Origin of the sequence: Variovorax sp. Root411 (assembly GCF_001425205.1) — a bacterium.
Classification (GTDB): Bacteria; Pseudomonadota; Gammaproteobacteria; order Burkholderiales; family Burkholderiaceae_C; genus Variovorax.
Genome location: NZ_LMDW01000019.1, coordinates 21690 through 47359 on the forward strand (window position 1 = coordinate 21690; position 25670 = coordinate 47359).

The following is a 25670-nucleotide window of genomic DNA, read 5'->3' on the forward strand; positions in this document are numbered from 1 at the left end:
AGATGAAGGGCGGTGCTACGCGGCGGCCTTTGCCACTGCGGCGCCGCGCGTCTGGCGCAGTGCCAGGAACAGCATGGCGCCGACCACCGTGGTGGCCGCCAGCAGGTTCAGCCCCGCGCTGGGAGATGCGAAGGCGCGCTCGGCCCAGGTCTTGACGTTCGGGGCGACAAAACCGCCCATCGCGCCTAGCGAGTTGATCAGCGCGATCCCGCCCGCCGCCGCCGCGCCGCCGAGGTACGCGGTGGGGAAGCTCCAGAACACGGGCTGCACCGCAATGAAGCCGGCGGCCGCGAAGCACAGCGCGATCAGTGCGACGAGCGGCGAGGCTGCATTGACCGACACCGCGATGCCGGCCGCCGAGATCGCCATCACCACCAGGGCGATCAGCGCATGCTTGCCGCTGCGCTCCGCCAGGCGCGGCACGAAGTACGCGGCCACCAGTGCGCAGACCCAGGGAATGGCGGTGACGAAGCCCACCAGCAGCCCCACGTTCTTGCCGAGCAGGGCCGCCACCTGGGTCGGCAGGTAGAACACCACGCCATAGACGCTGACCTGGATCAGGAAGTAGATCAGCGAGAGGAACAGCACGCGGCCATTGGTCAGCGCCTTCAGCACCGTGGCGGGGCCGTGCGCGGTCTTCTGTTCCTCTTCCGCATCGATGGCACGCTCCAGCGTCCAGCGCTCGTCGGCGGACAGCCAGCGTGCGTCCTGCGGCTTGTTGTCCAGGTACCAATAGGCCCACACGCCGACCAGCGACGCCATCACGCCTTCGACCAGGAACAGCCATTGCCAGCCCTTCAGCCCCCCCACGCCGTTCAGTTCGAGCAGCAGGCCGGACAGTGGGCTGCCGAAGATGAATGCGAGCGGCGCGCCGAAATAGAACATGCCGATCACGCGTGTGCGCGCCCTGGCCGGGAACCACCGCGTGAGAAAGTAGATGACGCCGGGAAAGAAGCCCGCCTCGGCCACGCCGAGCAGGAAGCGCAGTGCGTAGAAACTGGTCTCGTTGTGTGCGAACATGAGCGCGGCCGACACGAGGCCCCAGGTCACCATGATCCGGCACATCCAGACGCGTGCGCCGACGCGATGCATGATCAGGTTGCTCGGCACTTCGAACAGCGCATAGCCGATGAAGAAGACGCCGGCGCCGAAGGCGAACACGGCGTCCGACAGGCCGGTATCGAGCTGGAAGGCCTTCTTGGCGAAGCCGACATTCGCGCGGTCGAGAAAGGCCAGCACGTACATCAGCAGCAGGAAGGGCACCAGGCGGCGGATCGCCTTGGCGATCACCTTGTCGAGCGCGGTGCTCGTGGCGATTGAATTCATGATCGAGGTCTCCGGTATTTATGTTTGTTTGTTCGAGGTGCGCCGCGGCGCCCTCAATAGGTGGCGCGGCCGCCCGAGGCGTCGAACACGCTGCCCGTGGTGAACGAGCACTCCTCGCTCGCGAGCCAGCCGATCACCGCCGCGATCTCGTCCACCGTGCCGAAGCGTCCCATCGGAATCTTCGACAGCATGAACTCGATGTGCTGGGGCGACATCTGGTCGAAGATCGCGGTCTTCACGGCCGCCGGCGTCACGGCGTTGACAGTGATGTTGGCCTTGGCGAGTTCCTTGCCGAGCGACTTGGTCAGCCCGATCACCGCCGCCTTCGATGCGCTGTAGGCCGAGGCGTTGGGATTGCCCTCCTTGCCCGCCACCGAGGCCACGTTGACGATGCGGCCGTAGTTGCCGGCCTGCATGTACGGCACCACCGCGCGGTTGCAGTGGAAGAGCCCGTTCAGATTGACGTCGACCACCCGTCGCCACTGGTCCACCGGGTACTCCGCCAGCGGCACGTTGGGGCCGGTGATGCCCGCGCAGGCCACGAGCACGTCGATGCCGCCGCCGAGCTGCGCGGCAGACGCTGCGGCCGCCGCCTCGACCTCATTCCAGTCGGCCACGTTGACCTTGACGCCGAAGGCCCTGGCGCCGAGTGCGGCGCTCGCCTGGTCCAGCGCCTCCTGGTTCATGTCCCACAGGCTCACGGAGCCGCCTTCGGCGATGAAACGCGTGGCAAAGGTCAGGCCGATGCCGGCGGCACCGCCGGTGACGATGGCGCGGCGGCCCGCGAAGCGGTTGGCGTAGAAGGCAGCGGTCATGCGGCCTCCTTCCATGCGACCAGCGTCTGCCGCTGCGTGCCGAGCTTGTCGATGCCCAGGGCCATCACGTCGCCGGGCTTGAGGTACACGGGCTGCGGCTTCATGCCCATGCCGACGCCGGGCGGCGTGCCAGTGGTGACCACGTCACCCGGCATCAGCGTCATGAACTCGCTCAGGTAGCTCAGGATCGTTGCGCAGTCGAACACCATCGTTGCGGTGTTGCCGGTCTGGCGGCGCTGGCCGTTCACGTCGAGCCACATGCGCAGCTGCTGCGCATCCCCCACTTCGTCGCGTGTCACGAGCCAGGGGCCGATCGGGCCGAAGGTGTCGCAACCCTTGCCCTTGTCCCAGGTGCCGCCGCGCTCGATCTGGAAGGCGCGCTCGGACACGTCGTTGACGAGCACGTAGCCCGCGATGTGCTCCAGCGCGCGTTCCTTCGGCACATGGCTTGCGCGCGTGCCGACCACGAAGCCCAGCTCGACTTCCCAGTCCGTCTTGGCCGACCCGCGCGGAATGGTGACATCGTCATTGGGGCCAACGATGCAGGAAATCGCCTTGGTGAAGACCGTCGGCTCGGTCGGCAGCGGCAGGTTCGACTCGGCCGCATGGTCGGCGTAGTTCAGGCCGATCGCGATGAACTTGCCGATGTTTGCAACCGGTGCACCCAGCCGCGGCTGGCCCTGCACGGCCGGAAAGCCCTGCGGGTCGAGCGCCGCGAGCCTGGCAAGGCTCGCGGGTGAAAGCACGTCGCCGTTGATGTCCGGCGCAAAGGACGACAGGTCCCGCAGGATCCCGTCGGCATCGAGCAGGCCCGGTCGTTCCTGGCCCGCGGGGCCATATCGCAGCAGTCTCATGGTTGTCTCCTTGATGTTCGAGGCCTGGACTCTAGAAGCCGCCGCCATTACGATCCAATCGAAAATTTGGCATTAGCATTTCCAAAATGGAATATCGAATCGACAGCCCCAACAGCGCGCCCCGGCTCATCAATCGCCTGCGGCTGAAGCACTGGGCGCTGCTCGCCGCGTTGGCGGACAACCCGGTGCTCGCGCAGGCCGCGTCGGCGATCAGCGTGACGCAACCCTCGGCCACCAAGATGCTGGCGGACATCGAATCGGCGTTCCGGTTTCCACTGTTCGAACGCCACTCGCGTGGCCTGCGTCCCACGCCGCTCGGTGAGGAAGTCGTCGCCTACGCGCGCCAGTCGCAGTCCGGCCTGTCCCGCTTCCTCGAAGGCCTAGAGATCAAGCGGCGCGGCGGTCACGGCCAGCTGGTCATCGGCGCGATCATGGGCGCGGCCCCCGACCTCGTGGCGCGCGCAATGGCGGAAATCAAGCGCGAGCGCCCGCTCCTCAACGTCCGCCTCCTCGGCGAAACCAGCGACCAGGTCGGCGCCCTGCTCGAGCGGCACGAGATCGAATTCGCCGTCGGGCGCTTCTCCTCGCTCGAGCAGCACAACACCTTCGCGTTCGCACCGCTGGCCAACGAGACCATGCAGGTGGTGGTGCGGCGCGGGCACCCTTGCATACGCCAGCGCGGCCTGACGCTCGAAGCGCTCACGGCCTGGCCCTGGATTCTTCAGCCTCTCGCCAGCCCGGCCCGGCAGCTGATGGAGGAAGAATTCACCTCGGTGGGACGGAGCACGCCGGCCAACCTCGTGGAATGCGCATCGGTCTTCGCCACCTTGCAGCTGCTGCAGGCCAGCGATGCCGTGGGCGCCCTGCCGGAATCCGTCGTCCGCGACCACGTGCGTGCGAAGCTGCTGCGCGTACTGCCCGTGCCGATCGGCAAGGATCTCAAGGGCTTCGGCGTGCTCACACGCATCGGTGAGCCGCTGTCAGAGACGGCAGCGACTTTCATCGCGCACCTGCGGCGCTTCGCCGATGCGCAGGCCGCCTGAGCGCGGTTGAAGCAGCTTGCTTCCCGAGCGGCGAGGTGGCCGCCGGTCAGCCGGATTCAGTCTTTCTTGAAGCTACAGCAATTCGCAACGAAAATCTGCCCATGCCCACCGCCACCCTCCCCCCGCTCAACCGCCAGTTCGTCGCTCACTTCGGGGAAATGGGCAGCAAGTGGGGCATCAACCGCACCGTCGGCCAGATCTATGCGCTGATCTTCATTTCCGAGCACGCGCTCAATGCCGACGAGATTGCCGAGATGCTCGAGTTCTCACGCTCGAACGTCAGCATGGGCTTGAAGGAACTGCAGGCCTGGCGGTTGGTGCACCTGCGGCATCACGCGGGCGACCGGCGCGAATACTTCGAGGCCCCCTCGGACGTGTGGGAAATCTTTCGCGTGCTGGCCGAGGAGCGCCGCCGCCGCGAGATCGAACCCACGCTCTCGATGCTGCGCAACGCGCTGCTCGAATCACCCACCAGCGACGCCGAACGCCACGCGCAGGAGCGCATGCGCGAGATGCACGACCTGATCGACCGGCTGATGAAATGGTTCGACGACGTGCAGCGGCTCGCGCCCGAGACCGCCATGAAGCTCATGGGCATGGGCGCGACCGTGACGAAGGTGCTGACGCTCAAGGACCGCATCACGGGGGGCTCGGCGAAGAATAAAAAGCCGGCGGGTTGAAGGGAGTTCTGTTCGGGGCGCGCTCACGCCGACGGGGTACCTTGCTCCGCGAATGTCCCCCGGCCTGCGGCCTCCTCCTTTATTTCGCTGCGCAAGGCACCCCATCGGCGTGATCGTTCAGGCCCATCGGGCACAGGGCACCGGGTGCTCCCCGCAGCGAAATAAAGGAGGAGCCGAAGGCGGGGGACATTCGCGGAGGGGAGTACCCGGTGGCCTGTGCACGTACCCCGGACTCTCAAAGCCGCTCCTGCCCCTGCGGCGCTTCAGGCATCTCCAGCTTCTCCCTGCGGATGGCGTCGTCGTCCATGAGTTCGTACCACATGGCATTGAGCACGGCGAAAGCAGCTGCCAGCGGCAGGCCGAGGATCCAGGCGAAGTACCACATCTTTTTTTCCTCCGTTCAGTAGGCGTGGCCGCTCTCGTCGCGGATCGCCTGTTCGTCGACCTTGCCCCACAGCACGTGGTAGACCCAGGTGGTGTAGGCCACGATCAGGGGAATGAAGAAGGCCGTGACCACCAGCATGACGAACAGCGTGAGGTGGCTCGACGACGAGTCCCACACCGTGAGGCTCGCGCGCGGATCGATCGACGACGGCAGGATGAACGGGAACATCGACGCCCCCACGCTGAGGATGATGCCCGCGATGCCGAGCGCCGCCGCCAGCAGCGCGAGCACCGGGCGGCGCAGCGCGAGGCCGAGCAGCGCACCCAGCGCGCCGACGAAGCCCGCGGCCGGTGCGGCCCATGTCCACGGGTGCGCCGCATAGTTGGCGGTCCATGCACCGGCATGCAGCTCGACAGTCTTCAACATCGGGTTCGACGGTCCTGCCGCATCGATCACGCTGCTGATGCGATAGCCGCCGATGCTCGTCGCCAGCAGCACGCTGGCCAGCGCATACAGCGCGATGGTGAGCACCGCGGCGACCATGCCGTAGCTGCGCGCACGCTCGGCCACCGGCCCCGCCGTCTTCAGCAGCAGCCACGAAGCGCCGTGCATCACGAGCATTGCCACCGACACCAGCCCGCACAGGACGGCGAACGGATTCAGCAGGCCGAAGAAGCCGCCGTCGTAGAAGATGTGCATATCGTTTCCGAAGCGAAACGGCACGCCCTGCAGCACGTTGCCCACGGCCACGCCGCAGATCAGCGCGGGCACGAAGCCGCTGAAGAACAGCACGCCGTCCCAGCGCGCGCGCCATTGCGGCGACTCGCGCTTGCTGCGGAACTTGAAGGCCACTGGCCGGAGGATCAGCGCCGTGAGAATCACGAACATCGCCAGGTAGAAGCCCGAGAACGACACGGCGTACAGCTGCGGCCAGGCCGCGAAGATCGAACCGCCGCCGAGGATCAGCCACACCTGGTTGCCCTCCCACACCGGGCCCACGCTGTTGATGACGACACGGCGCTCGATGTCGTTGCGCGCCGCGAAAGGCAGCAGCATGCCGCTGCCCAGGTCGAAGCCGTCGGTCACGGCGAAGCCCACCAGCAGCACACCGATCAGCAGCCACCAGATGACGCGCAAGGTGTCGTAGTCGAGGAGTGTGTGGAGGATCATGCGGCGCTCCCGGTGGTTGAAACAGCGGCGGTGTGCGCCGGCGGAATGTGCGAGCGGGTGTCGCCCTCGTGGGGCGCGTGCTCGGCCTCGGGCCCCTTGCGGATGGCCTTGAGCATCAGCTTCATCTCGATGACGAGCAGCGTGCTGTAGATCGCGATGAAGCCCGCGAGCGTGAGAAGCAGCGTCTTCACGCCGAGGTTCGACACGGCCACCGCGGTCGGCAGCACGCCTTCGATCACCCACGGCTGGCGGCCGAACTCCGCCACCAGCCAGCCCGACTCGATGGCGATCCACGGCAGCGGAATCGCGAACACGGCGAGCTTCAGCAGCCAGCGGTAGCGGTCGAGCCTGCGGCGCGCCGAGAGCACGAAGAAGATGCCCGTCAGCACGATCAGCAGCATGCCGATGCCCACCATCACGCGGAACAGCCAGAACAGCGGCGCCACCTGCGGCACGGTGTCCCACGCGGCCTTGGCGATCTGCTCGTCGGTGGCGGTGCGAGGGTCGTCCACGTAGCGCTTGAGCAGCAGCGCGTAGCCCATGTTGATGCCGTTGTCCTCGAAGTCGCCGCGCACGCCCTGCGTGACCTTGCCGGTGCCGCCGGCTTCGCGGATCTTCTGCAGCGCGTCGTAGGCCTTGAGGCCTTCGCGGATGCGGGCTTCGGCGCGCTTCACGAGCTCGTCGATGCCGGGCATCACGGTGTCGAGCGATCGCGTGCCGATCAGGCCCATCACCGCCGGAATGTGGATGGCGTAGTGCGTCTCGCGCGCCTCCTGGTCGGGAAACCCGATGACGGTGAAGGCGGCGGGCGCGGGTTGCGTTTCCCACATGGCTTCGATGGCGGCCAGCTTCATCTTCTGGTGTTCGCCCGAGAGGTAGCCGCTTTCGTCGCCGAGCACCGCCACCGACAGCGCCGCGGCGAGGCCGAAGGAGGCCGCGACGGTCATCGAGCGCTTTGCCAGTTCGAGGTGACGACCCTTGAGTACGTACCAGGCCGACACGCCGAGCACGAACACCGCGGCGCACACGTACCCCGCCGACACGGTGTGCACGAACTTGGCCTGCGCCACCGGGTTGGTCAGCACCGCGGCGAAGTCGGTCACTTCCATGCGCATGGTCTGCGGGTTGAAGGCCGCGCCCACGGGGTTCTGCATCCAGCCGTTGGCGATCAGGATCCAAAGCGCCGAGAAGTTCGAGCCGATGGCCACGGCCCACGTCGCAATGAGGTGGCCCACCTTCGAGAGCTTGTCCCAGCCGAAGAAGAACAGGCCGACGAAGGTGGCCTCCATGAAGAAGGCCATGAGCCCCTCGATGGCCAGCGGCGCGCCGAAGATGTCGCCGACGTAGTGGCTGTAGTAGCTCCAGTTCATGCCGAACTGGAACTCCATCACGATGCCGGTGGCCACGCCCATTGCGAAGTTGATGCCGAACAGCACGCCCCAGAACTTCGTCATGTCGCGCCAGATCGTGCGGCCGGTCATCACGTAGACCGTCTCCATGATGGCAAGGATGATCGAAAGCCCGAGCGTCAGCGGCACGAACAGGAAGTGATACAGCGCCGTGACGGCGAACTGCAGGCGCGATAGCGCGACGATGTCGAGGTCCATGAGTCTTCCTTTGTGTTCCCTGTTTTCCCGTTCTGAAATCAATCCGGCCGCAGGCTGCGCAGCGCAGTGTCGAAGGCACCGCTGCCGCGCCGCAGGTCGGCGGTGATGCGGCCCTGGTTCATGCACACGATGCGGTCGGCCAGCGCAGCTTCGCGGCGCAGGTGCGTGGCGATCAGCAAGGTGCGCCGGCCGGCGTGTTGCGCAAGGCGGTGCAGCACGTCGTGCGCGGTAGTGGTATCGAGCGCTTCGGTCGGTTCGTCGAGCAGCCAGAGCGGCACGGGGCGCAGCAGCAGGCGGGCCAGTGCGAGCCGGCGCGACTGCCCGCCCGAGAGGCCGAGGCCGCCTTCGCCGAGGCGGGTGTCGAGGCCCGCGGCCATTGCGCGCACGTCGCTTTCTAGACCTGCGGCGCGCAGTGCGGCGTGCAACTGGTCGTCGGTGGCGTCGGGGGCTGCAAGGCGGAGGTTGTCGCGCAGGCTGTCCTGGAACAGTTCGGTGCGCTGCGTGAGCAGGCATGCGGGTTGCGCGCTCGCGCTGCCGGACTCCGGCGTGATCTCGTTGGCGATAGCCGCGAGCAGCGTGGACTTTCCGGCGCCGCTTGCGCCGATCAGCGCGACGCGCTCGCCTGCGTTCAGGGTCAGCGACACGTCGCTCAACACTTGCGTGCGGCTGCCCGGGTGAGCCACGGTGACGCCCTCCAGCTGCACCGCAAACGCTGAGTCGTGAGCGTGCGTCGCGGCAACCTCGCCGTCTTCCGAAGCCATGCGCGGTGCAAGGCGCCGCACCGCCAGCCACGTGCGGCCCGCATCGAGCGCACCACGGCGCAAGGCCGCGAAAGGTTCGGCCGCAGTGAGCGCCACCAGCAACGCCAGCGCCGCGGCGGGGGCGCCGATGACGCCCTCGCCTACCAGCACGCCGACAGCCAGCAGCACGCCGACGAGGGTCAGGGTGCTTGCGCTGCCATAGGCCAGACCAGCAGCCGCTTCGAGCTTGTTCAGCGCGAGGTCGGCGTTGGCGAGGTGCATGTCGGCATTCTTCAATGCCTCGCGCTGAGCGCCGATGCGGCCTGCCATCACCAGGTCGGTCTGCCCCGCCACGAGGTCGACCGCGCGTGCGCGCAGCGCTTCCATGGCATGCGCCCGCTGCACGGCCGGCCGGCGCGCGCGCCTTGCGACGAGGAGCGCAATGCCCCAGCCGGCGACCACGAGCCAGAGCATCAGCGCGATGCCCATGCCGGTGTGCATGAAGCCGAGCACGAGGCCGGCCAGCAATGCGGCGCCCAATGCGGCAGCGGCCGGCACGAACAGGCGAAGGTAGAGCGACTCCAGCGCATCGATGTCGGCCGTCAGGCGAAACAGCAGGCGGGCCGGGCGCATCAGCAGTTCGCGCGCCGCCTCGGCCCTCGCCCAACCGCGGAACAGGCGAACGCGCAGCGCGGCGAGCACGGCGAAGGTCGCGTCGTGTGTCACCAGCCGCTCGCCGTAGCGCGATGCCGTGCGCCCGAGCGCCAGCAAACGGATGCCGGCCGACGGCATGAACACGTCGAAGGTGAAGGCCGTGGCCGCATGAAGGCCGGCCAATGCGGTCGCGGTGATGAACCAGCCCGAAAGCCCCAGCAGTGCCATGCCTGCAAGCACGGTGACTGCCGCGAGCAGGCAACCCAGCAGCAGGGGACACGGCTGCGCGGCAAGGAAGGGGCGCAGCACCAGGCGCAGATCGCGCCAGTTCGCAGCGACGAGAGGCGACGCCTTCATGCGGCCTTCTCCAACGCTTCGACGCCTAGGTTCACCGCGCGGTCCATGCGCGCGGCCAGCACCGGGTCGTGCGTGGCGACGACGAGGGTCTTGCCACGCGCCAGCGCCACCAGCGCATCGGCCACGCGCTCGGCCGTTTCGGTGTCGAGGTGGGCCGTCGGTTCGTCCACCAGCAGCAGGTCGGCATGCGAATGCACCGCGATGCGCGCGAGCGCGAGCCGCACGGCTTCTCCGCCGGACAGGCCATGGCCGCCCTCTCCGAGCGTCACGCCGGGATGCGCCTGCGCCACAGCGTCGAGCGACGCGAAGCGCATCGCCTCGGCGACCTCCGAGGTGCCCACCTCCGCGCGCCCCAACGCCACATTGGTCATGACCGAGCCGGCGAAGACGTGGGGCGCCTGACCCATCCATGCCATGCGCTGGCGCAGCGCCGCCACCGTGCGATCCGTGAGCACCACGCCGCCGATCGAGATCTCGCCGCGCGTCGCGGGCACGAGGCCTGCGAGCAAGGACAGCAAGGCGGTCTTGCCCGAGCCGCTGGGACCCATCAACGCGACGTGTTCGCCGGCGGCGATGCGAAGCTCGAAGCCTTCGAAAACTTCTTGCGGCTCACCGGGCCAGGAGAAATGCAGGTTGCGGACGGCGACAGCCGGTGCCCCGCCGCTCGGAGCCATCGCTGCGCGCGTCAGCGAAGCGTTCGCACCGGGCAGCGGCAGTTCGTTGCGCTGCAAGCGGTCGAGCGCTTCCAGCGCCGCTTCGCCTGCGGCCCGGTCATGCCAGACCGCCGACAGCTCGCGCAATGGCTCGAAGAATGCCGGTGCCAGCAGCAGCACGAACAACCCCTCGCCCAGGCTCAGCTGCCGCCCCCAGGTACCGAAACCGATCGTGCCCAACAAGTGAAAACCGACGTACGCGGCCACCATCGCCACACCCAGCGCCGAGAAAAGCTCCAGCACGGCGGACGAGAGAAACGCGATACGCAGCACCGCCATCGTCCGCCGGCGCAGGGATTGCGCGGCATCGTCCAGCCGCTGCGCCGTGGTCTCCACCGCATCGAGCGCACGCAGCGTCGCCAGCCCGCGAAGCCGGTCGAGCAGGAACGCATTCATGCCGCCCATCTCCACCATCTGCGCCTGGCTCGCCGCCTTGGCGCGCCAGCCGACGATGGCCATGAACACCGGAATGAGCGGCGCCGCGACCAGCAGCACCAGCGCGGCCACCCACGAAAAGGCGGCCACCGCGCACAGGATGAAGATCGGCATCACCGTCGCGCGCCAGCGCGCGGGCTGGTAGCGCACGAGGTATGGCACCAGCGCCTCGGCCTGCTCGGCGAGCACGCTGGCGGCCAGCCCGGAAGGCGCGCGGCGGCGATCCAGCGGCGAGCCGCCGGCCAGCGCCGCGGCCGTTTGTGCACGCAGCGCCGTGAGCTGCGCACGCGCCCGGGCGAAGGTCCGGCGCGCACCCCAGGCCTCGCAGCCTGCCCGCAGCAGCCCGAGCAACAGGATCGCGCCGGCGGGCCAGGTCACGGCCGCGAAACCGCGACCTGAAGCCAGCCCCTGCACCGCCATCGCCAGCAGCGCCGCCTGTGGCAGCCAGAACAGCGCCGCGGCGCCCTGCACCATCCCGCCGACGTCGGGCGACGCGAAAGCCCGCAGCGGCGATCGGGGTGGCGAGTGCTTGATCATTCCTTGTTTTCGTGTATTTTCAGTATTTACTGAAATTTCCACAATCATACCGGAGACGGGTGCGACTGACGAGCCCGCAGACTGCACGCTCCCGCGCTCGAGCGCAACCGGTTCAGGAAGATTCGGCCAGTGCGCCTGCGCGGGCGCGCCTGTCCTCTAATGAGAAACGACTATTCCGCTGACAAGCAGCGCGGCAAACAGCGTGAAGACCCCGCGCCATGAGGCCGGGCGCGCTTCCACCCAGCGATACAGCAGCGCCGCCGCGGCCACCGACAGGCCGAAGGTCGCGACGAGGCCGGCCGCATCGAACCACGCGCCGTGCGGCCCGGAATTCGCCACCGCCGCATTCATGGCGAGCAGCACCGGGAAGTGGATCAGGAACAGCGAGTAAGACATGCGCCCCAGCCGCAGCAACGGCATGGCCACGGCAGGCCAATGGGGCGGCGACAGCCAGTTCCGGCGCTGCGCGACGGCCAGCAACAGCGCCGTGACCAGCGCGGTCGCGATGCGGCTGCGCCAGTCGATGGCAAGCGCGCCCGCGCCCATCAGCGCCAGCAATGCGATCGCGCTCTGCCAGGTGCTGGCGCGCGTGGCGCGGCCGATCCAGAACACCAGCATGCCCAAGCCATAGGTTCCGAAGAAATAGAAGGCGGTGTCGTCCAGCCCCGCATTGCGGTTGAAGAGCACGAGCGAAGCCACCGCCAGGCCGACCACCAGCGCCACGGGCATCCAGCGCACCTGCGCGCCCGACGGCGGCGAGCCGCTCGAGCGCCGCAGCAGCGTGGGCAGGCCCACCAGCGCCAGCGCCAATGCAAACAGCTGGAAGTCGATGGCCACGTACCAGACACCCGTCGACAGCGACTCGAAGCCCAGCAGGTCCTGCAGCAGCAATCCATGCGCGACCAACTGCCCGAAGGTCGGCGCCGCAGGCACCACCTCCTCGTCGAGCCATGGCCGCACCACCGCCGCGACCAGCACGCACACCGTGAGCGCAGCAAGGTACGGCATGACCAGCCGCCCATAGCGCTGCAGGATGCGCGTCACCGGCCGCTCCACGCGCAGCAGGCCGTCAGGCGCGAGGCTGGCGGCCGCCAGGAAGCCGGCGATCACGAGGAACACCTGCACCGCCAGCCGGCCCTCGTCGGCCAGCCAGGCGAAGAAATCGGGCGCGAGCGCGTACGCGCCAGCCGGCATCGGGCCGTAGCGCGAGAGATGGTGTCCGACGATCACGGCACAGGCGATGCCCTTTGCCGCGTCGAGCAGCGGCATGCGCCCCAGCGATGGCGGCAATGCGCCGCCAGCAGGCGCCGCGCCGTTCGCAATGGAAGTCAAAGCGCGAGCCGTTGCCTTGCTTCCTGGTATTCGCGCTTGAGCTTCTCGATGAAGGCCGCGGCGCTCGCCACTTCGGTCACGGCGCCGATGCCCTGGCCCGAGCCCCAGATGTCCTTCCAGGCCTTGGCCTTGCTGCCTTCGCCGCCGCCGAAGTTCATGGTCTTCACGTCGCCTTCGGGCAGGTTGGCCGGGTCCATGCCGGCCTTGACGATGCTGGGCGCGAGGTAGTTGCCGTGCACGCCGGTGAAGAGGCTCGAATAGACGATGTCGTCCGAGGTGCCGTCGACGATGGCCTGCTTGTAGTCTTCGCTGGCGCGCGCTTCCTCGGTCGCGATGAAGGCGGTGCCGATGTAGGCGAAGTCGGCGCCCATGGCCTGCGCTGCGAGCACAGCGCCGCCATTGGCTATGGAGCCCGACAGCGCGATCGGGCCGTCGAACCACTGGCGGATTTCCTGCACCAGCGCGAATGGGCTCTTCACGCCCGCGTGGCCGCCGGCACCGGCCGCCACGGCGATGATGCCGTCGGCGCCCTTTTCGATCGCCTTCTGGGCAAACTTGTTGTTGATGATGTCGTGCAGCGTCACGCCGCCGTAGCTGTGCACCGCGTCGTTCACGTCGGTGCGCGCGCCCAGCGAGGTGATTACGATCGGCACCTTGTACTTCACGACCATTTCCATGTCGTGGTCCAGCCGGTCATTGCTCTTGTGCACGATCTGGTTGATGGCGAACGGCGCGGCGGGCTTGTCCGGATTGGCCTTGTTGTAGGCCGTGAGTTCTTCGGTGATCTCCGCGAGCCAGTCTTCCAGCTGCGCCGCGGGACGCGCGTTGAGCGCGGGCATCGAGCCGACCACGCCGGCCTTGCATTGCGCAATCACGAGCTTGGGGTTGCTGATGATGAACAGCGGCGAGCCGATGATCGGCAGCGGCAGGTTCGCGAGGACGGGGGGCAGCTTGGACATGTTGTCTCCGGAAATGGATGTCGGTTTTATAAGAGAGAGGCGCCCCTGCCGCCCGTCAGGTGGGCGACACGGGGCGGGGCTCAAAAAGCGTCGAGCGCGAGCGCCGTGACGCTCTCGGCGCCGTCCACGATGCTGTCGCGCATGCCCGGCACCTTGTTGAGGATGTGCTCGGCATAGAAGCGCGCGGTGGCGATCTTCGCCAGCATGAAGTCGGTATCGAAGCTGCGCGAGGCGAGGTCCTGCGCAATGATCAGCGAGCGCGCAAGCTGCCAGCCGGCCACGAGGTTGCCCGCGAGCATCAGGTAGGGCACGCTGCCCGCGAACACCGCATTGGGCGAAGCCTTGGTCTGGCCCGCGACGAAGTCGACCACCTCGATGAACGCCAGTCGCGCGGCCTTCAGGCGCTTGAGCACCGCGGCGGCCGTGGGGCTGTCGCTCTTGGCGAGTTCTACTTCGGTCTTCTCGATCTGCGCGGCAATCGCCTTCGCGGTCTGGCCGCCGTCGCGCGCGGTCTTGCGGCCCACGAGGTCGTTGGCCTGAATGGCGGTGGTGCCTTCGTAGATCGTGAGGATCTTCGCGTCGCGGTAGTACTGCGCCGCGCCCGTCTCCTCGATGAAGCCCATGCCGCCGTGCACCTGCACGCCGAGCGAGGCCACTTCGAGGCTCATCTCGGTGCTGTAGCCCTTGACCAGCGGCACCATGAATTCATAGAAGGCCTGGTTCTGCTTGCGCGCATCCGCGTCGGGGTGGTGGTGCGCGGCGTCATAGGCGGCGGCGGCCACCGAGGCCATCGCGCGGCAGCCTTCGGTGTACGCGCGCATCGTCATCAGCATGCGCTTCACATCCGGGTGATGAATGATCGGCGCACTGGCGTTGATGGAGCCGTCGACCGGGCGGCTCTGCACGCGGTCCTTGGCGTAGGCCACGGCGTGCTGATAAGCGCGCTCGGCAATCGCGATGCCCTGCATACCCACTGCGTAGCGGGCCGAGTTCATCATGATGAACATGTACTCGAGGCCGCGGTTCTCCTGGCCGACGAGGTAGCCGACGGCGCCGCCATGGTCGCCGTACTGCAGCACAGCGGTCGGCGAGGCCTTGATGCCCATCTTGTGTTCGATGCTCACGCAGTGCACGTCGTTGCGCGCGCCCAGCGACCCGTCCTTGCCGACGAGGAACTTGGGCACCACGAACAGGCTGATGCCCTTCACGCCCTCGGGCGCGCCGCTCACGCGGGCCAGTACCAGGTGCACGATGTTCTCTGCCATGTCGTGCTCACCGTAGGTGATGAAGATCTTGGTGCCGAACACCTTGTAGGTGCCGTCGGGCTGCGGCTCGGCGCGGCTGCGCACCATGGCGAGGTCGCTGCCGGCCTGCGGCTCGGTGAGGTTCATCGTGCCGGTCCACTGGCCGCTCACGAGCTTTTCGAGGTACACCGCCTTCAGTTCGTCGGAGCCGGCAGTGAGCAGCGCCTCGATGGCGCCGTCGCTCAGCAGCGGGCACAGCGCGAAGCTCATGTTGGCCGAGTTGAGCATCTCGCCGCAAGCCGCGCCGATGGTCTTGGGCAGGCCCTGGCCGCCAAAGTCCGCCGGATGCTGCAGGCCCTGCCAACCTCCGGCCACGTATTGCGCAAAAGCCTCCTTGAAGCCCGGCGTGGTCGTGACCGCGCCGTCCTTGAACGACGACGGGTTGCGGTCGCCCTCGATGTTCAGCGGCGCGACCACGTCCTGGTTGAAGCGCGCGCATTCCTCGAGCACGGCCTGCGCGGTTTCGAGGCCGGCGTCTTCGAAGCCCGGCAGCTTCGCGATCTCGCCGATGTTGGCCAGGTGCTCGATGTCGAACAGCATGTCCTTGAGGGGGGCGGTGTAGCTCATGTCTTGTCTCCAGATACAGCGGATACGAAAAGGGCATCGCGAACGATGCCCTCTGGCTCAGTGCAGCGATGCGGTCAGAGCGCCTTCACCAGTTCCGGCACCGCCGTGAACAGGTCGGCCACGAGCCCGTAGTCGGCCACCGAGAAGATCGGTGCTTCTTCGTCCTTGTTGATCGCCACGATCACCTTGGAGTCCTTCATGCCGGCCAAGTGCTGGATCGCACCCGAGATGCCCGCTGCGATGTACAGCTGCGGCGCGACGATCTTGCCCGTCTGGCCCACCTGCCAGTCGTTCGGGGCGTAGCCCGCGTCCACCGCAGCGCGGCTGGCGCCCAGGCCCGCGTTGAGCTTGTCGGCCAGCGGCGCCATCACTTCCTGGAACTTCTCCGCGCTGCCCAGGGCACGGCCACCGGAGACGATGATCTTGGCGGCCGTCAGCTCGGGGCGTTCGCTCTTCGTGACTTCCCGGCCGACGAAGCTGCTCTTGCCGCTGTCGGCCACGCCTTCGGCCGTTTCGACCGCTGCGCTGCCACCGGTCGCAGCTGCGGCGTCGAAGCCGGTCGTGCGCACGGTGATCACCTTGGTGGCATCGCTGCTCTGCACCGTTGCGATGGCATTGCCAGCGTAGATCGGACGCTCGAAGGTGTCGGGGCTGACAACCAAAGTGATGTCGCTGATCTGGGCCACGTCCAGCTTGGCGGCCACGCGCGGCGCGACGTTCTTGCCGTTGGCGGTCGAGGGGAACAGGATGTGGCTGTAGTTGGACGCAATCGCCAGCACCTGGGCGGCGACGTTCTCGGCGAGGTTCTCGGCCAGGCTCGGGCTGTCGGCCACGATGACCTTGGCCACGCCCGCGATCTGCGCGGCGGCCTTGCCGGCTTCGGCGGCATTGGCACCGGCCACGAGCACGTGGACGTCGCCNCTGTCGGCCACGATGACCTTGGCCACGCCCGCGATCTGCGCGGCGGCCTTGCCGGCTTCGGCGGCATTGGCACCGGCCACGAGCACGTGGACGTCGCCACCGCAGGCCAGCGCCGCGGTCACGGTGTTGAGGGTCGCGGGCTTGACGGTCGCGTGGTCGTGTTCGGCAATAACAAGTGCGGTCATGTTCAGATCACCTTCGCTTCGTTCTTCAGTTTGTCCACCAGCGTTGCAACGTCAGGCACCTTGATGCCGGCACCACGCTTGGGCGGCTCGGCGACCTTCAGGGTCTTCAGGCGCGGCTTGACGTCCACACCCAGGTCTTCGGGCTTGAAGACGTCGAGCTGCTTCTTCTTGGCCTTCATGATGTTGGGCAGCGTCACGTAGCGCGGCTCGTTCAGGCGCAGGTCGGTCGTGATGACGGCCGGCAGCGTGAGCGTCAGCGTTTCCATGCCGCCATCGACTTCGCGCGCGACGGTGGCCTTGTCTCCGGCCACTTCGACCTTGGAGGCGAAGGTGGCCTGCGGCAGGTCGGCCAGCGCAGCCAGCATCTGGCCGGTCTGGTTGGCATCGTCGTCGATGGCCTGCTTGCCGAGGATGATCAGCTGAGGCTGCTCCTTGTCGACCAGCGCCTTGAGCAGCTTGGCGACGGCCAGCGGCTGCAGCTCTTCGGTGGTCTCGACCAGGATGCCGCGGTCGGCGCCGATGGCCATGGCGGTGCGCNAGGATGATCAGCTGAGGCTGCTCCTTGTCGACCAGCGCCTTGAGCAGCTTGGCGACGGCCAGCGGCTGCAGCTCTTCGGTGGTCTCGACCAGGATGCCGCGGTCGGCGCCGATGGCCATGGCGGTGCGCAGGGTTTCCTGGCACTTGGCGTCACCGCAGGAGACGGCGATGACCTCGGTGACCACGCCCTTTTCCTTCAGGCGAACCGCTTCTTCGACAGCGATCTCGTCGAAGGGGTTCATGCTCATCTTGACGTTGGCAATGTCCACCCCGGTGCCGTCGCTCTTCACGCGCACCTTCACGTTGTAATCGACGACCCGTTTGACAGGCACAAGAACCTTCATTGACTTGACTCCATTGGATTGCAAAAAGGGGGTTTCGAGGGCAACCGGTCATTTTAGGACGCGACCTTTGCCACCTCTCCATTCTTCTTGTCGGCACAAGAGCCAATAAAAAGAACGATCGTGCTTTTTCGTGATTATAAAACAGCGTTGGGCGCCTGGGCGATTCCTGGGGGTAAAGACTCCACGCGCAGCACGCGCTGCGGATAAGGAATGTCAATGCCAGCGCCGCGCAGCCCGTCGAGGATCGCGATGTTGATGGCCGAGCGCAGGTTGTCCTTGCCCTTGTCGGGGTCGGCGACCCAGAAGTTCAGCGTGAACTCCAGGCCATCGGGCGCGAAGTTCATGAGGAAAGCCACCGGCTCCGGGTCGGACATCACGCGCGGCTGGGCCTTGGCGGCCTCGCACAAGATGAACTGCACCTGCGCCACGTCGCTCTCGTAGCCGACCACGATGGTGGTCGTGATGTTGAACTTGCGGTCGGCCAGCGAGAGGTTTTCGACGCGGCTGGTGATCAGCGATTCGTTCGGCACGATGGCCTCGCGCCCGTTGCCCGCGCGGATCAGGGTGTAGCGCGTCTTGATGTCGGTGATGCGGCCCTCGAAGGTGTCGACCTTCACGTTGTCGCCGATGCGGATCGAGCGTTCGAGCAGGATCACGAAGCCGCTCACGTAGTTGGCCGCCAGCTTCTGCAGGCCGAAACCCAGGCCCACGCCGAGCGCGCCGCCGAGCACGGACAGCGCCGTCAGGTCCACCCCTACCGCCGACAGCGCGAACAGCAGGCCGATCAGCAGCAGGAAGGCACGCACCGCATTCGACGCCACCTTGCGCATCGACAGGTCAGTCACGGCCTCGCGCAGGATGCGCTTCTCGATGGTGCTCGCGATCCACAGCGCGACCACCAGCACCAGCCCCGCCGACAGCACACCCTGGAAGATGGTCTGCAGGCTCACGCGCGTCTTGCCGAAGGCCAGCGTGATGTCGTCGAGTTCGGCCAGCACAGGCGGCAGCAGTCCGACGATCCAGAGCACCGCCGCGATCCACGCGAGCCACGAGATCGTTCGCTCGATCAGCCGCACGAGGTTGGACGCGGGAAACACCGCCCGCAGCACCCGCGCAACCAGCCGAATGACCGCCAGCGACAGGAACACCGGCACCGCGATGCGCAGCACCAGCACGGTCTGGAAATCGAGCACCACGCGCCGGGCGAGATCAGTGAACACCAGCGCCAGCAGCGGAAACAGCAATCCGTCGAAGGTGCTCTCGCCGAACCAGATCGAATCCTTGGGCTGGTCGCGGCCGAACCACTTGCAAACGGCCCAGGCCAGCGCCACACAGACCACCAGCGCGACAAGCTCGATGCCGAGGCCGCGCGCATCGACCTGGCTCAGTCGTTGAGTGAAATCGTTGAAATTCATCTGTTGAAAGGTAGCGAGGCGCCGTTCGCGCCGGCTGCGTTAGAGGTCCGCGAGAACGCGGATGTGGGCTTCCACGCTGCGCGCGAGCGCGTCGAGGTTGTAGCCGCCTTCGAGCATCGAGACGATACGGCCCTTTGCATGGCGCCTCGCAACATCGTGTATGCGACCCGTGATCCAGGCGAAGTCGTTCTCGTTGAGGCCCAGCTGGCCCAGGTCGTCTTCGCGATGGGCGTCGAAGCCGGCGCTGATGAAGACCATCTGCGGCTTGAACTCCTCGAGCCGCGGCATCCAGGCCGCTTCGATCATCTCCCGCACGTCCATGCCCCTGGTGTAGGCCGGAACCGGCAGGTTCAGCATGTTCGGCGCCGGATGCTCGGTGCCGCTGTATGGGTAGAACGGATGCTGGAAGAACCCGACCATCAGCACGCGCGGATCGTTCGAGAGGATGTTCTCGGTGCCGTTGCCGTGGTGCACGTCGAAATCGACGATGGCCACGCGCTCCAGGCCGTGCACCTCGATGGCGTGGCGCGCCGCGATGGCGACGTTGTTGAAGAAGCAGAAGCCCATCGCCTGCTCCCGGCAGGCATGGTGGCCGGGCGGGCGCACCGAGCAGAAGGCGTTTTCCAGGTCGCCGGCAATCACCGCGTCGGTCGCGGCGATCGCGGCGCCGGCGGCGCGGCGCGCGGCCAGCAGGGTGAAGCGGTTGAGCACCGTGTCGGGGTCGACCTGCGCATGGTCGGGGCCGCCGGCGGGTTCGTCGGCCACCAGGCGCTGGTTCAGCGCCTCGAGGTACTCGACGTGCGCCGTGCTGTGCGCCCGGGTGATCTGTTCCAGGGTGGCCAGCGGCACCTCGCAGTGCTCCAGCGCATCGCCCACGCCGGTGAGCAGCAGGCGGTCTTCGATGGCATCCAGCCGACCCGGGCACTCGGGGTGCCCCTCGCCCATGTCGTGCTTCCAGAAGTCGCGGTGTGTGAAGTAGCCTGTCTTGCCCATGTGTCTCTGTCGCCACGCCTAGACCTCACGCGGCATGGGGCCGGCAGGTCTTACGGTATCGTTTGCATATGGATACAAATATGGACGTTGCTGCGAAGCTAGCCACTTTGCTGAGTCAGCTTAACACGGTGATCGTGGGCAAAGAGGCCCAGGTGCGCGACTGCGTGGCCTGCCTGCTGGCGGGTGGGCACCTGCTGATCGAGGACGTGCCGGGGGTGGGCAAGACCACTCTCGCGCACGCGCTGTCGCATACCTTCGGGATGCAGTTCTCGCGGGTGCAGTTCACGGCCGACCTGATGCCGGGCGACCTGTCGGGCGTGGCGATCTACGACCGGGGGCAGCAGGCCTTCGTGTTCCACCCCGGGCCGATCTTCGCGCAGGTGCTGCTGGCCGACGAAATCAACCGCGCCAGCCCCAAGACCCAGAGCGCGCTGCTGGAAGCGATGGAAGAAAAGCAGGTCACCGTCGAAGGCGAGACCCGCCCGCTGCCCACGCCCTTCTTCGTGATCGCCACGCAGAACCCGCAGGACCAGCTCGGCACCTTCGCGCTGCCCGAGTCGCAGCTCGACCGGTTCCTGATGCGCATCTCGCTCGGCTACCCCGACCGCGCCGCCGAGCGGCTGCTGCTCGCGGGCGGCGACCGCCGCGAGATGCTGGCCTCCCTGCCCGCCATGCTGACCGCCGGCGAACTGACCGCCCTGCAGCAGCGCGTGCAGCAGGTGCATGCGGCCGAGCCGCTGCTGAACTATTTGCAGGACCTGATCGCGGCCACGCGCTCTGGCCGCTGGTTCCTGCAGGGCCTGTCGCCGCGCGCCGGCATCGCGGTGCTGCGTGCGGCCAAGGCGCAGGCGCTGCTGGCCAACCGCAGCTACGTCGCACCCGACGACGTGCAGGCCGTGCTGCCGCAAACGATCGCGCACCGCCTCACGCCCGTGGGCGACGCCGGGCGCGGTGCCGTGGAGCAGGTGCGCGCGATGATCGCCGCCGTGCCATTGCCGTGAGCCCTGCAGGCGCCCTTCGCTCGCGCATCGACGGCTGGTTCCTGTCGCGCCGGCCGCCGTCGGACACGCTGGAACTCACGCAGCGCAATGTCTACATCGTGCCCACGCGGGCCGGATGGACGCTGGGCGCGACGCTGCTGGTGCTGCTGATCGCCTCGATCAACTACCAGCTCAACCTCGGCTACCTGCTGACCTTCCTGCTCGCCGGCAGCGTGGCCGTGGGCATGCACGTGTGCCACGGCACGCTGCGCGGGCTGGCGATGCACATGGTGCAGCCCGATGCGCACTACGCGGGCGCCGCCGCCGTCTTCCGGGTGGTGCTGCACAACACCCGGCGCCGCGTGCGCTACGGCATCGGCATGGCCGTGCGCGGCAGCGGGCAATGGGCCTGGACCGACGTGCCGGCCGAGGGGACGTCCACCGTCGAGATCGCGTTCCAGCCCGAGCGGCGCGGCCTGCACCCGGTACCGCCGCTCACGGCCGAGACACGCTTTCCGCTCGGCACTTTCCGCGTGTGGACGGTCTGGCGGCCGGCCGCGCAGATGCTGGTCTACCCCAGGCCCGAGGCGCATCCGCCGCCGCTGCCGCCGGGCGAGCCGCTGTCGGGGCCGGCGGCGGTGTCCGCCTCGCTGCGGGCGCACAACGCCGGCGAGTACGACGGCGTGCGCGCCTACCGCCGCGGCGATCCGCTGAAACTCGTGGTCTGGAAGAAGGCCGCGCGCGCACAGGCAGCCGGATCGGAAGAGCTGGTGAGCCGCGACACGCAGCAGACCCAGCGCGAAGAACTCTGGCTAGACGCGCGAACCACCGGCCTTGCCGATGCCGAAGCCCGCCTCTCGCGCCTGTGCGCGTGGGTGCTGATGGCCGACCGGCTGGGCGTGGACTACGGCATCCGGGTAGAAGGCCGGGTCGTGAAGCCGTCGCAAGGCGAAGCCCACCGGCGCGCCTGCCTCGAGGCCTTGGCGCTGTGTTGAACGGAACCGTCGCATGAACCGAGTCATACGGGAACTCGCAGCACTCCCCCGGGACGCGCGCGACACCCTTTTCCTGCTCTGCGTGATCGGCCTGATCCTGCTGCCGCAGATCGAGAACCTGCCCTGGTGGTGCACGGCCATCACGGCCATGGTGCTGCTCTGGCGCGCCTCGTTGTCCGTACAGGCGCGCTCCCTGCCCAGCAAGTGGTGGCGCATCGCCCTGCTGGCGCTGATCCTCGGCGCCACCTACGCCACGCACCGCACGCTGCTGGGCCGCGACGCGGGCGTGACGCTGATCGTCAGCCTGCTCGCGCTCAAGACGCTGGAGCTGCGCGCGCGGCGCGATGCGTTCGTCGTCTTCTTCCTGGGCTTCTTCGCGATGCTCACCAACTTCTTCTACTCGCAGTCGCTGCTGACCGCATTCACCATGCTGCTGGCGCTGCTGGGCCTTTTGACCGCGCTGGTCAACGCGCACATGCCGGTGGGTCGGCCGCCGCTGATGCAGGCCGCACGCATGGCGGGCTGGATGGCGCTGGCGGGCGCGCCGATCATGCTCGCGCTGTTCCTGCTGTTCCCGCGCCTGGCGCCGCTGTGGGGCACACCCAGCGACGCCATGGTGGGGCGCAGCGGCCTGTCGAACACCATGCGCGTCGGCACCATCGCCGAACTGGCGCTCGACGACCGCATCGCCGCGCGCATCAAGTTCGACGGCGACCGGGCGCCGCCGCAAAGCCAGCTCTATTTCCGCGGACCGGTGCTGACGCAGTTCGACGGCCGTGAATGGACCGCGCTGCCGTCATGGGCGCGCGGCGCGCAATGGTCCCCAAATCTTCGCGTGAGCGGCGAACCCGTGCGCTACGAGGTCACGCTCGAGGCCAGCAACCGCCCCTGGCTGCTGACCCTCGACGCGTCGCAGCAACCGCCCGCAGCACCCGGCTTCGAGGTCGCGGGCACGCCCGACCTGCAATGGATCGCGAACCGCCCCGTCACCGACCTGGTGCGCTACCGCGCCGAGAGCTACACGCAGTTCCAGAGCGGCCCGTTGAAGCGCGCGGGCGGCCAGCTCCAGGCCTACCTGGCGCTGCCGCCCGGCACCAACCCGCGCACCGCCGCCCTCGCCGCCAAGATGCGTGCCGACCCCGCGCTGGCCAACGCCAACGCACAAGCCTTCGTGCAGGCCGCCCTGCGGCGCCTGCGCACCGGCGGCTACGGCTACACGCTGGAGCCGGGCGTCTACGGCAACGACACCGCCGACGAGTTCTGGTTCGACCGCAAGGAAGGCTTCTGCGAGCACATCGCCTCGGCCTTCGTGGTGCTGATGCGCAACCTGAACATTCCGGCACGCATCGTGACGGGCTACCAGGGCGGAGAACTCAACGGCGTCGACAACTACTGGATCGTGCGCCAGAGCGATGCCCACGCCTGGGCCGAAATCTGGCAGGAAGGCATCGGCTGGACGCGCGTGGATCCCACGGGCTCGGTGGCCCCGGGGCGCATTGGCCAGACACAGCGGCTCCAGCCGCAACCGGGCCTGATCGCGGGCGCCTTCGGCTCGATGAGCCCCACCCTCGCGCAGAACATCCGCGCCGCATGGGAAGCCGTCAACAACGGCTGGAACCAGTGGGTGCTCAACTACACCCAGAGCCGCCAGCTCAACCTGCTGAAGAACATCGGCTTCAAGGCGCCGAGCCTCGAAGACCTGGCCTATGTGCTGCTCTACCTGCTGGTGGGCGCGAGCCTGGCCGGCGCCGGCTGGACGCTGTGGGAGCGCAGCCGGCACGACCCGTGGCTGCGCCTGCTGGGCCGGGCGCGCGCGCGGCTCGCCAAGGCCGGCCTGCAGCTGCCCGACACCGCCCCGCCGCGCCAGATGGCGCAGGCGGCCGACGCACGCTTCGGCCCCGCCGCGCAGGCCGTGCGCGACTGGCTGCTCAAGCTCGAGGCACAGCGCTACGCGCCGGCCACGCCCGACTCGCTCTCCACCCTGCGCGCCGAGTTCCGGCGCATCGCCTGGCCGACCGACAATCCACGCGGCTGAAACCACATGTGTCCCTGAAGAGGGGCCGTGTGGGCGGACGGCACAATCGGCCCATGCGATTTTTCCTCCCCACGCCTTCGCGCGCCGCTGCGGCAGCCGCCCTCCTCGCCGCCTGCTGCGCATGGTCCACGGGGGCTGTAGCCCAGAAGTCTTCCAACGGCCGCAGCACGGCGGCCAGCCCGGTGCGCGGCAGCACGCCCTACGCCACGCGCGATGACGCGATGAAGTTCGCCGACGAAGTGGCCGAACGGCGCGGCCTCGACCGCGACTGGGTGCGCGCCACCATCGGCAGCGCGCGCTTCCTGCCCAACGTGCCGCGCCTCATGCTGCCGGGCCCGGTCGGCACGGTGAAGAACTGGCAGACCTACCGCAGCCGCTTCATCGACCCGGTGCGCATCGCGGCCGGCGTGCGCTTCTGGCGCGCCAATGCCGACACGCTCGCCCGCGCCGAGCAGGTGTACGGCGTGCCGCCGGAAATCATCGTCGGCATCGTCGGCGTGGAGACCATCTACGGCCGCAACATGGGCAACTTCCGCGTGATCGACGCACTGGCCACGCTCTCGTTCGACTTTCCCGAAGGCCATCCGCGCGCGGCCGAGCGCCAGGCCTTCTTCCGTGGCGAACTCGAAAGCTTCCTGAGCACCGAGAGCCGCACCGCCGACGATCCGCTCACGCCCGTCGGCAGCTATGCCGGCGCCATGGGCATGCCGCAGTTCATGCCCAGCAGCATCGCCAAGTACGCGGTCGACTTCGACGGCGACAGCCGCATCGACCTCGTGAACAACCCAGCCGACGTGATCGGCTCGGTCGCCAACTACTTCAAGGCCTTCGGCTGGAAGGCCGGCATGCCGGCGATCTATCCGATGCATTTCGAGGAAGCGCGGCTGCAGAAGGCGCTGCTGCTGGCGCCCGACATCCTGCCGACCTTCAGCACCGACAGCTTCGTGGCTGCCGGCGCAGTGCCCGAAGGCGACGGCATCAACCACAAGGGCTTGCTCGCATTGATCGAGCTGCAGAACGGCGCCGACGCGCCACCGACCTACGTGGCCGGTACGCGCAACTTCTACGTGATCACGCGCTACAACTGGAGCAGCTACTACGCCATGTCCGTGCTCGACCTCGGGCAGGAGGTCAAGGCGGCGATGGAGCAATAGCGCCATGACACCCGGGGCGCTGCGCGCGAACTGGAACGAGGCCTGGCATGCGCTGGGCGTCGAATCGCCCGGCGAAGCGCTGTGCGCCGAACTGCAGCGCCGCTACGGCGAACCGCAGCGCCACTACCACACGGTGCAGCACCTGGGCGAATGCCTCGCGTGGTTCGAGCGCGAGAAGGCGTTGGCCGAACGCCCCGGTGAAGTGGCGCTCGCGCTGTGGTTCCACGACGCCATCTACGACGTGCACGCCCACGACAACGAGGCACGCAGCGCCGATTGGGCGCGCGAGGCCCTGCTCGAAGCCGGTGCGGACAGAGCAGCCGCTGCACGAGTCCATTCGCTCGTGATGGCCACGCGCCACGACGCCGTGCCCGAAGGCCGCGATGCCGAGCTGCTGATCGACATCGACCTGTCGATCCTCGGCGCGGAACGTGGGCGTTTCGACGAATACGAGCGGCAGGTGCATGCCGAGTACGCCTTCGTCCCGGACGAGGTGCGGCTGCCGCGCCGCCGCGCGATTCTTCAGCGCTTTCTCGACCGCCGAGCCATCTATGCGACGCCGCGGATGCACGCGCAGCTCGAAGCGCAGGCGCGCCTCAACCTGCAGCGTTCCATCGCGGGCTGACCGGCCT

General features: G+C 67.9%; 22 protein-coding genes and 2 pseudogenes. 7 read left to right on the plus strand and 17 right to left on the minus strand.

Features of this window, described 5'->3' with window-relative positions; translation table 11 throughout:
• Positions 1-15: 15 nt before the first annotated feature.
• From ASC92_RS23050 to ASC92_RS23060, 3 genes are read right to left on the minus strand one after another with little or no spacing between them, the layout of a single operon-like run.
• Positions 16-1326, minus strand: a complete 1311-nt coding sequence (locus ASC92_RS23050) for an MFS transporter (protein WP_056520426.1) — start codon at positions 1324-1326, stop codon at positions 16-18.
• Between the two features lie 53 nt (positions 1327-1379).
• Positions 1380-2141, minus strand: a complete 762-nt coding sequence (locus tag ASC92_RS23055; RefSeq protein ID WP_056520427.1) for an SDR family NAD(P)-dependent oxidoreductase — start codon at positions 2139-2141, stop codon at positions 1380-1382.
• Positions 2138-2995 carry a fumarylacetoacetate hydrolase family protein gene (locus ASC92_RS23060; RefSeq protein WP_056520428.1) on the minus strand — a complete coding sequence of 286 codons (858 nt, stop codon included), beginning with the start codon at positions 2993-2995 and terminating at the stop codon, positions 2138-2140. The genes ASC92_RS23055 and ASC92_RS23060 overlap by 4 nt, the downstream gene beginning before the upstream one ends.
• A gap of 86 nt (positions 2996-3081) precedes the next feature.
• Here ASC92_RS23060 and ASC92_RS23065 point away from each other — a divergent pair, with 86 nt between their 5' ends.
• Positions 3082-4038, plus strand: coding sequence for a LysR family transcriptional regulator (locus ASC92_RS23065; protein ID WP_056520430.1), 957 nt, complete (start codon positions 3082-3084; stop codon positions 4036-4038).
• 101 nt (positions 4039-4139) lie between these two features.
• Complete coding sequence (locus tag ASC92_RS23070; RefSeq protein ID WP_056520432.1) at positions 4140-4718, plus strand: GbsR/MarR family transcriptional regulator; 579 nt, start codon at positions 4140-4142, stop codon at positions 4716-4718.
• A gap of 235 nt (positions 4719-4953) precedes the next feature.
• Here ASC92_RS23070 and cydX read toward each other — a convergent pair whose 3' ends face one another.
• From cydX to ASC92_RS23135, 14 genes and pseudogenes are all read right to left on the minus strand, one after another.
• The gene (cydX, locus tag ASC92_RS23075) at positions 4954-5103 is read right to left on the minus strand and encodes a cytochrome bd-I oxidase subunit CydX (RefSeq protein ID WP_007828837.1); all 150 of its coding nucleotides are present in this window, start codon (positions 5101-5103) and stop codon (positions 4954-4956) included.
• Positions 5104-5118: 15 nt separating this feature from the next.
• Positions 5119-6273, minus strand: a complete 1155-nt coding sequence (gene cydB, locus ASC92_RS23080; protein WP_056520434.1) for a cytochrome d ubiquinol oxidase subunit II — start codon at positions 6271-6273, stop codon at positions 5119-5121.
• Positions 6270-7880: a cytochrome ubiquinol oxidase subunit I gene (locus tag ASC92_RS23085; protein ID WP_056520437.1), complete on the minus strand. Its 1611-nt coding sequence runs from the start codon at positions 7878-7880 to the stop codon at positions 6270-6272. Before ASC92_RS23085 ends, cydB begins: the two co-directional genes overlap by 4 nt.
• 38 nt (positions 7881-7918) lie before the next feature.
• Complete coding sequence (gene cydC, locus ASC92_RS23090) at positions 7919-9631, minus strand: thiol reductant ABC exporter subunit CydC (RefSeq protein WP_056520439.1); 1713 nt, start codon at positions 9629-9631, stop codon at positions 7919-7921.
• Positions 9628-11316 carry a thiol reductant ABC exporter subunit CydD gene (gene cydD / locus ASC92_RS23095; RefSeq protein ID WP_056520442.1) on the minus strand — a complete coding sequence of 563 codons (1689 nt, stop codon included), beginning with the start codon at positions 11314-11316 and terminating at the stop codon, positions 9628-9630. The genes cydC and cydD overlap by 4 nt, the downstream gene beginning before the upstream one ends.
• 156 nt (positions 11317-11472) lie before the next feature.
• A complete protein-coding gene (locus tag ASC92_RS23100; RefSeq protein ID WP_056520953.1) occupies positions 11473-12585 on the minus strand; it encodes an acyltransferase family protein in 1113 nt (370 codons plus the stop codon).
• Positions 12586-12644: 59 nt separating this feature from the next.
• Positions 12645-13607, minus strand: coding sequence for an NAD(P)H-dependent flavin oxidoreductase (locus ASC92_RS23105; RefSeq protein ID WP_056520443.1), 963 nt, complete (start codon positions 13605-13607; stop codon positions 12645-12647).
• A gap of 80 nt (positions 13608-13687) precedes the next feature.
• The gene (locus ASC92_RS23110) at positions 13688-15478 is read right to left on the minus strand and encodes an acyl-CoA dehydrogenase (protein ID WP_056520445.1); all 1791 of its coding nucleotides are present in this window, start codon (positions 15476-15478) and stop codon (positions 13688-13690) included.
• A gap of 74 nt (positions 15479-15552) precedes the next feature.
• Positions 15553-16398: electron transfer flavoprotein subunit alpha/FixB family protein (locus ASC92_RS23115; protein ID WP_235505968.1), on the minus strand; the 846-nt coding region annotated here is incomplete at its 5' end.
• 1 nt (position 16399) lies between these two features.
• Positions 16400-16584: pseudogene (locus tag ASC92_RS29435) on the minus strand (electron transfer flavoprotein subunit alpha/FixB family protein); the annotation flags it as partial.
• 2 nt (positions 16585-16586) lie between these two features.
• Positions 16587-17121: electron transfer flavoprotein subunit beta/FixA family protein (locus ASC92_RS23120; RefSeq protein WP_157609120.1), on the minus strand; the 535-nt coding region annotated here is incomplete at its 5' end.
• A gap of 1 nt (position 17122) precedes the next feature.
• Positions 17123-17466: pseudogene (locus ASC92_RS28255) on the minus strand (electron transfer flavoprotein subunit beta/FixA family protein); the annotation flags it as partial.
• 134 nt (positions 17467-17600) lie between these two features.
• Positions 17601-18881, minus strand: a complete 1281-nt coding sequence (locus tag ASC92_RS23130; RefSeq protein ID WP_056520452.1) for a mechanosensitive ion channel family protein — start codon at positions 18879-18881, stop codon at positions 17601-17603.
• A 39-nt stretch (positions 18882-18920) separates the two neighbouring features.
• Positions 18921-19874 carry a histone deacetylase family protein gene (locus tag ASC92_RS23135; RefSeq protein ID WP_056520455.1) on the minus strand — a complete coding sequence of 318 codons (954 nt, stop codon included), beginning with the start codon at positions 19872-19874 and terminating at the stop codon, positions 18921-18923.
• An 80-nt stretch (positions 19875-19954) separates the two neighbouring features.
• Here ASC92_RS23135 and ASC92_RS23140 point away from each other — a divergent pair, with 80 nt between their 5' ends.
• Genes ASC92_RS23140 through ASC92_RS23160 form a run of 5 tightly spaced genes read left to right on the plus strand, consistent with a single transcriptional unit; the run spans position 19955 to position 25663 of the window.
• Positions 19955-20875: an AAA family ATPase gene (locus tag ASC92_RS23140; protein ID WP_007831639.1), complete on the plus strand. Its 921-nt coding sequence runs from the start codon at positions 19955-19957 to the stop codon at positions 20873-20875.
• Entirely contained in the window at positions 20872-21849 is a 978-nt protein-coding gene (locus tag ASC92_RS23145; RefSeq protein ID WP_056520456.1) for a DUF58 domain-containing protein, read from the plus strand. Before ASC92_RS23140 ends, ASC92_RS23145 begins: the two co-directional genes overlap by 4 nt.
• Positions 21850-21862: 13 nt before the next feature.
• Positions 21863-23884, plus strand: coding sequence for a transglutaminaseTgpA domain-containing protein (locus ASC92_RS23150; RefSeq protein ID WP_056520458.1), 2022 nt, complete (start codon positions 21863-21865; stop codon positions 23882-23884).
• Between the two features lie 53 nt (positions 23885-23937).
• Positions 23938-25038, plus strand: a complete 1101-nt coding sequence (mltB, locus tag ASC92_RS23155; RefSeq protein WP_056520460.1) for a lytic murein transglycosylase B — start codon at positions 23938-23940, stop codon at positions 25036-25038.
• Between the two features lie 4 nt (positions 25039-25042).
• Positions 25043-25663 (plus strand): hypothetical protein, encoded by a 621-nt coding sequence (locus tag ASC92_RS23160; protein ID WP_056520462.1) that lies wholly within the window; start codon positions 25043-25045, stop codon positions 25661-25663.
• Positions 25664-25670 lie beyond the last annotated feature (7 nt).

Excerpts from the sequence above, each read along its gene's own strand:
- ASC92_RS23055 (WP_056520427.1), bottom strand. The coding sequence starts at position 2,141 with ATGACCGCTGCCTTCTACGCCAACCGCTTCGCGGGCCGCCGCGCCATC.
- ASC92_RS23135 (WP_056520455.1), bottom strand. The coding sequence starts at position 19,874 with ATGGGCAAGACAGGCTACTTCACACACCGCGACTTCTGGAAGCACGAC.
- cydC (WP_056520439.1), bottom strand. The coding sequence starts at position 9,631 with ATGAAGGCGTCGCCTCTCGTCGCTGCGAACTGGCGCGATCTGCGCCTG.
- mltB (WP_056520460.1), top strand. The coding sequence starts at position 23,938 with ATGCGATTTTTCCTCCCCACGCCTTCGCGCGCCGCTGCGGCAGCCGCC.
- ASC92_RS23140 (WP_007831639.1), top strand. The coding sequence starts at position 19,955 with ATGGACGTTGCTGCGAAGCTAGCCACTTTGCTGAGTCAGCTTAACACG.
- ASC92_RS23050 (WP_056520426.1), bottom strand. The coding sequence starts at position 1,326 with ATGAATTCAATCGCCACGAGCACCGCGCTCGACAAGGTGATCGCCAAG.
- ASC92_RS23105 (WP_056520443.1), bottom strand. The coding sequence starts at position 13,607 with ATGTCCAAGCTGCCCCCCGTCCTCGCGAACCTGCCGCTGCCGATCATC.
- cydD (WP_056520442.1), bottom strand. The coding sequence starts at position 11,316 with ATGATCAAGCACTCGCCACCCCGATCGCCGCTGCGGGCTTTCGCGTCG.
- ASC92_RS23060 (WP_056520428.1), bottom strand. The coding sequence starts at position 2,995 with ATGAGACTGCTGCGATATGGCCCCGCGGGCCAGGAACGACCGGGCCTG.
- ASC92_RS23065 (WP_056520430.1), top strand. The coding sequence starts at position 3,082 with ATGGAATATCGAATCGACAGCCCCAACAGCGCGCCCCGGCTCATCAAT.
- ASC92_RS23100 (WP_056520953.1), bottom strand. The coding sequence starts at position 12,585 with ATGCCGCTGCTCGACGCGGCAAAGGGCATCGCCTGTGCCGTGATCGTC.
- ASC92_RS23110 (WP_056520445.1), bottom strand. The coding sequence starts at position 15,478 with ATGAGCTACACCGCCCCCCTCAAGGACATGCTGTTCGACATCGAGCAC.
- cydX (WP_007828837.1), bottom strand. The coding sequence starts at position 5,103 with ATGTGGTACTTCGCCTGGATCCTCGGCCTGCCGCTGGCAGCTGCTTTC.
- ASC92_RS23160 (WP_056520462.1), top strand. The coding sequence starts at position 25,043 with ATGACACCCGGGGCGCTGCGCGCGAACTGGAACGAGGCCTGGCATGCG.
- ASC92_RS23130 (WP_056520452.1), bottom strand. The coding sequence starts at position 18,881 with ATGAATTTCAACGATTTCACTCAACGACTGAGCCAGGTCGATGCGCGC.
- cydB (WP_056520434.1), bottom strand. The coding sequence starts at position 6,273 with ATGATCCTCCACACACTCCTCGACTACGACACCTTGCGCGTCATCTGG.
- ASC92_RS23070 (WP_056520432.1), top strand. The coding sequence starts at position 4,140 with ATGCCCACCGCCACCCTCCCCCCGCTCAACCGCCAGTTCGTCGCTCAC.
- ASC92_RS23085 (WP_056520437.1), bottom strand. The coding sequence starts at position 7,880 with ATGGACCTCGACATCGTCGCGCTATCGCGCCTGCAGTTCGCCGTCACG.
- ASC92_RS23150 (WP_056520458.1), top strand. The coding sequence starts at position 21,863 with ATGAACCGAGTCATACGGGAACTCGCAGCACTCCCCCGGGACGCGCGC.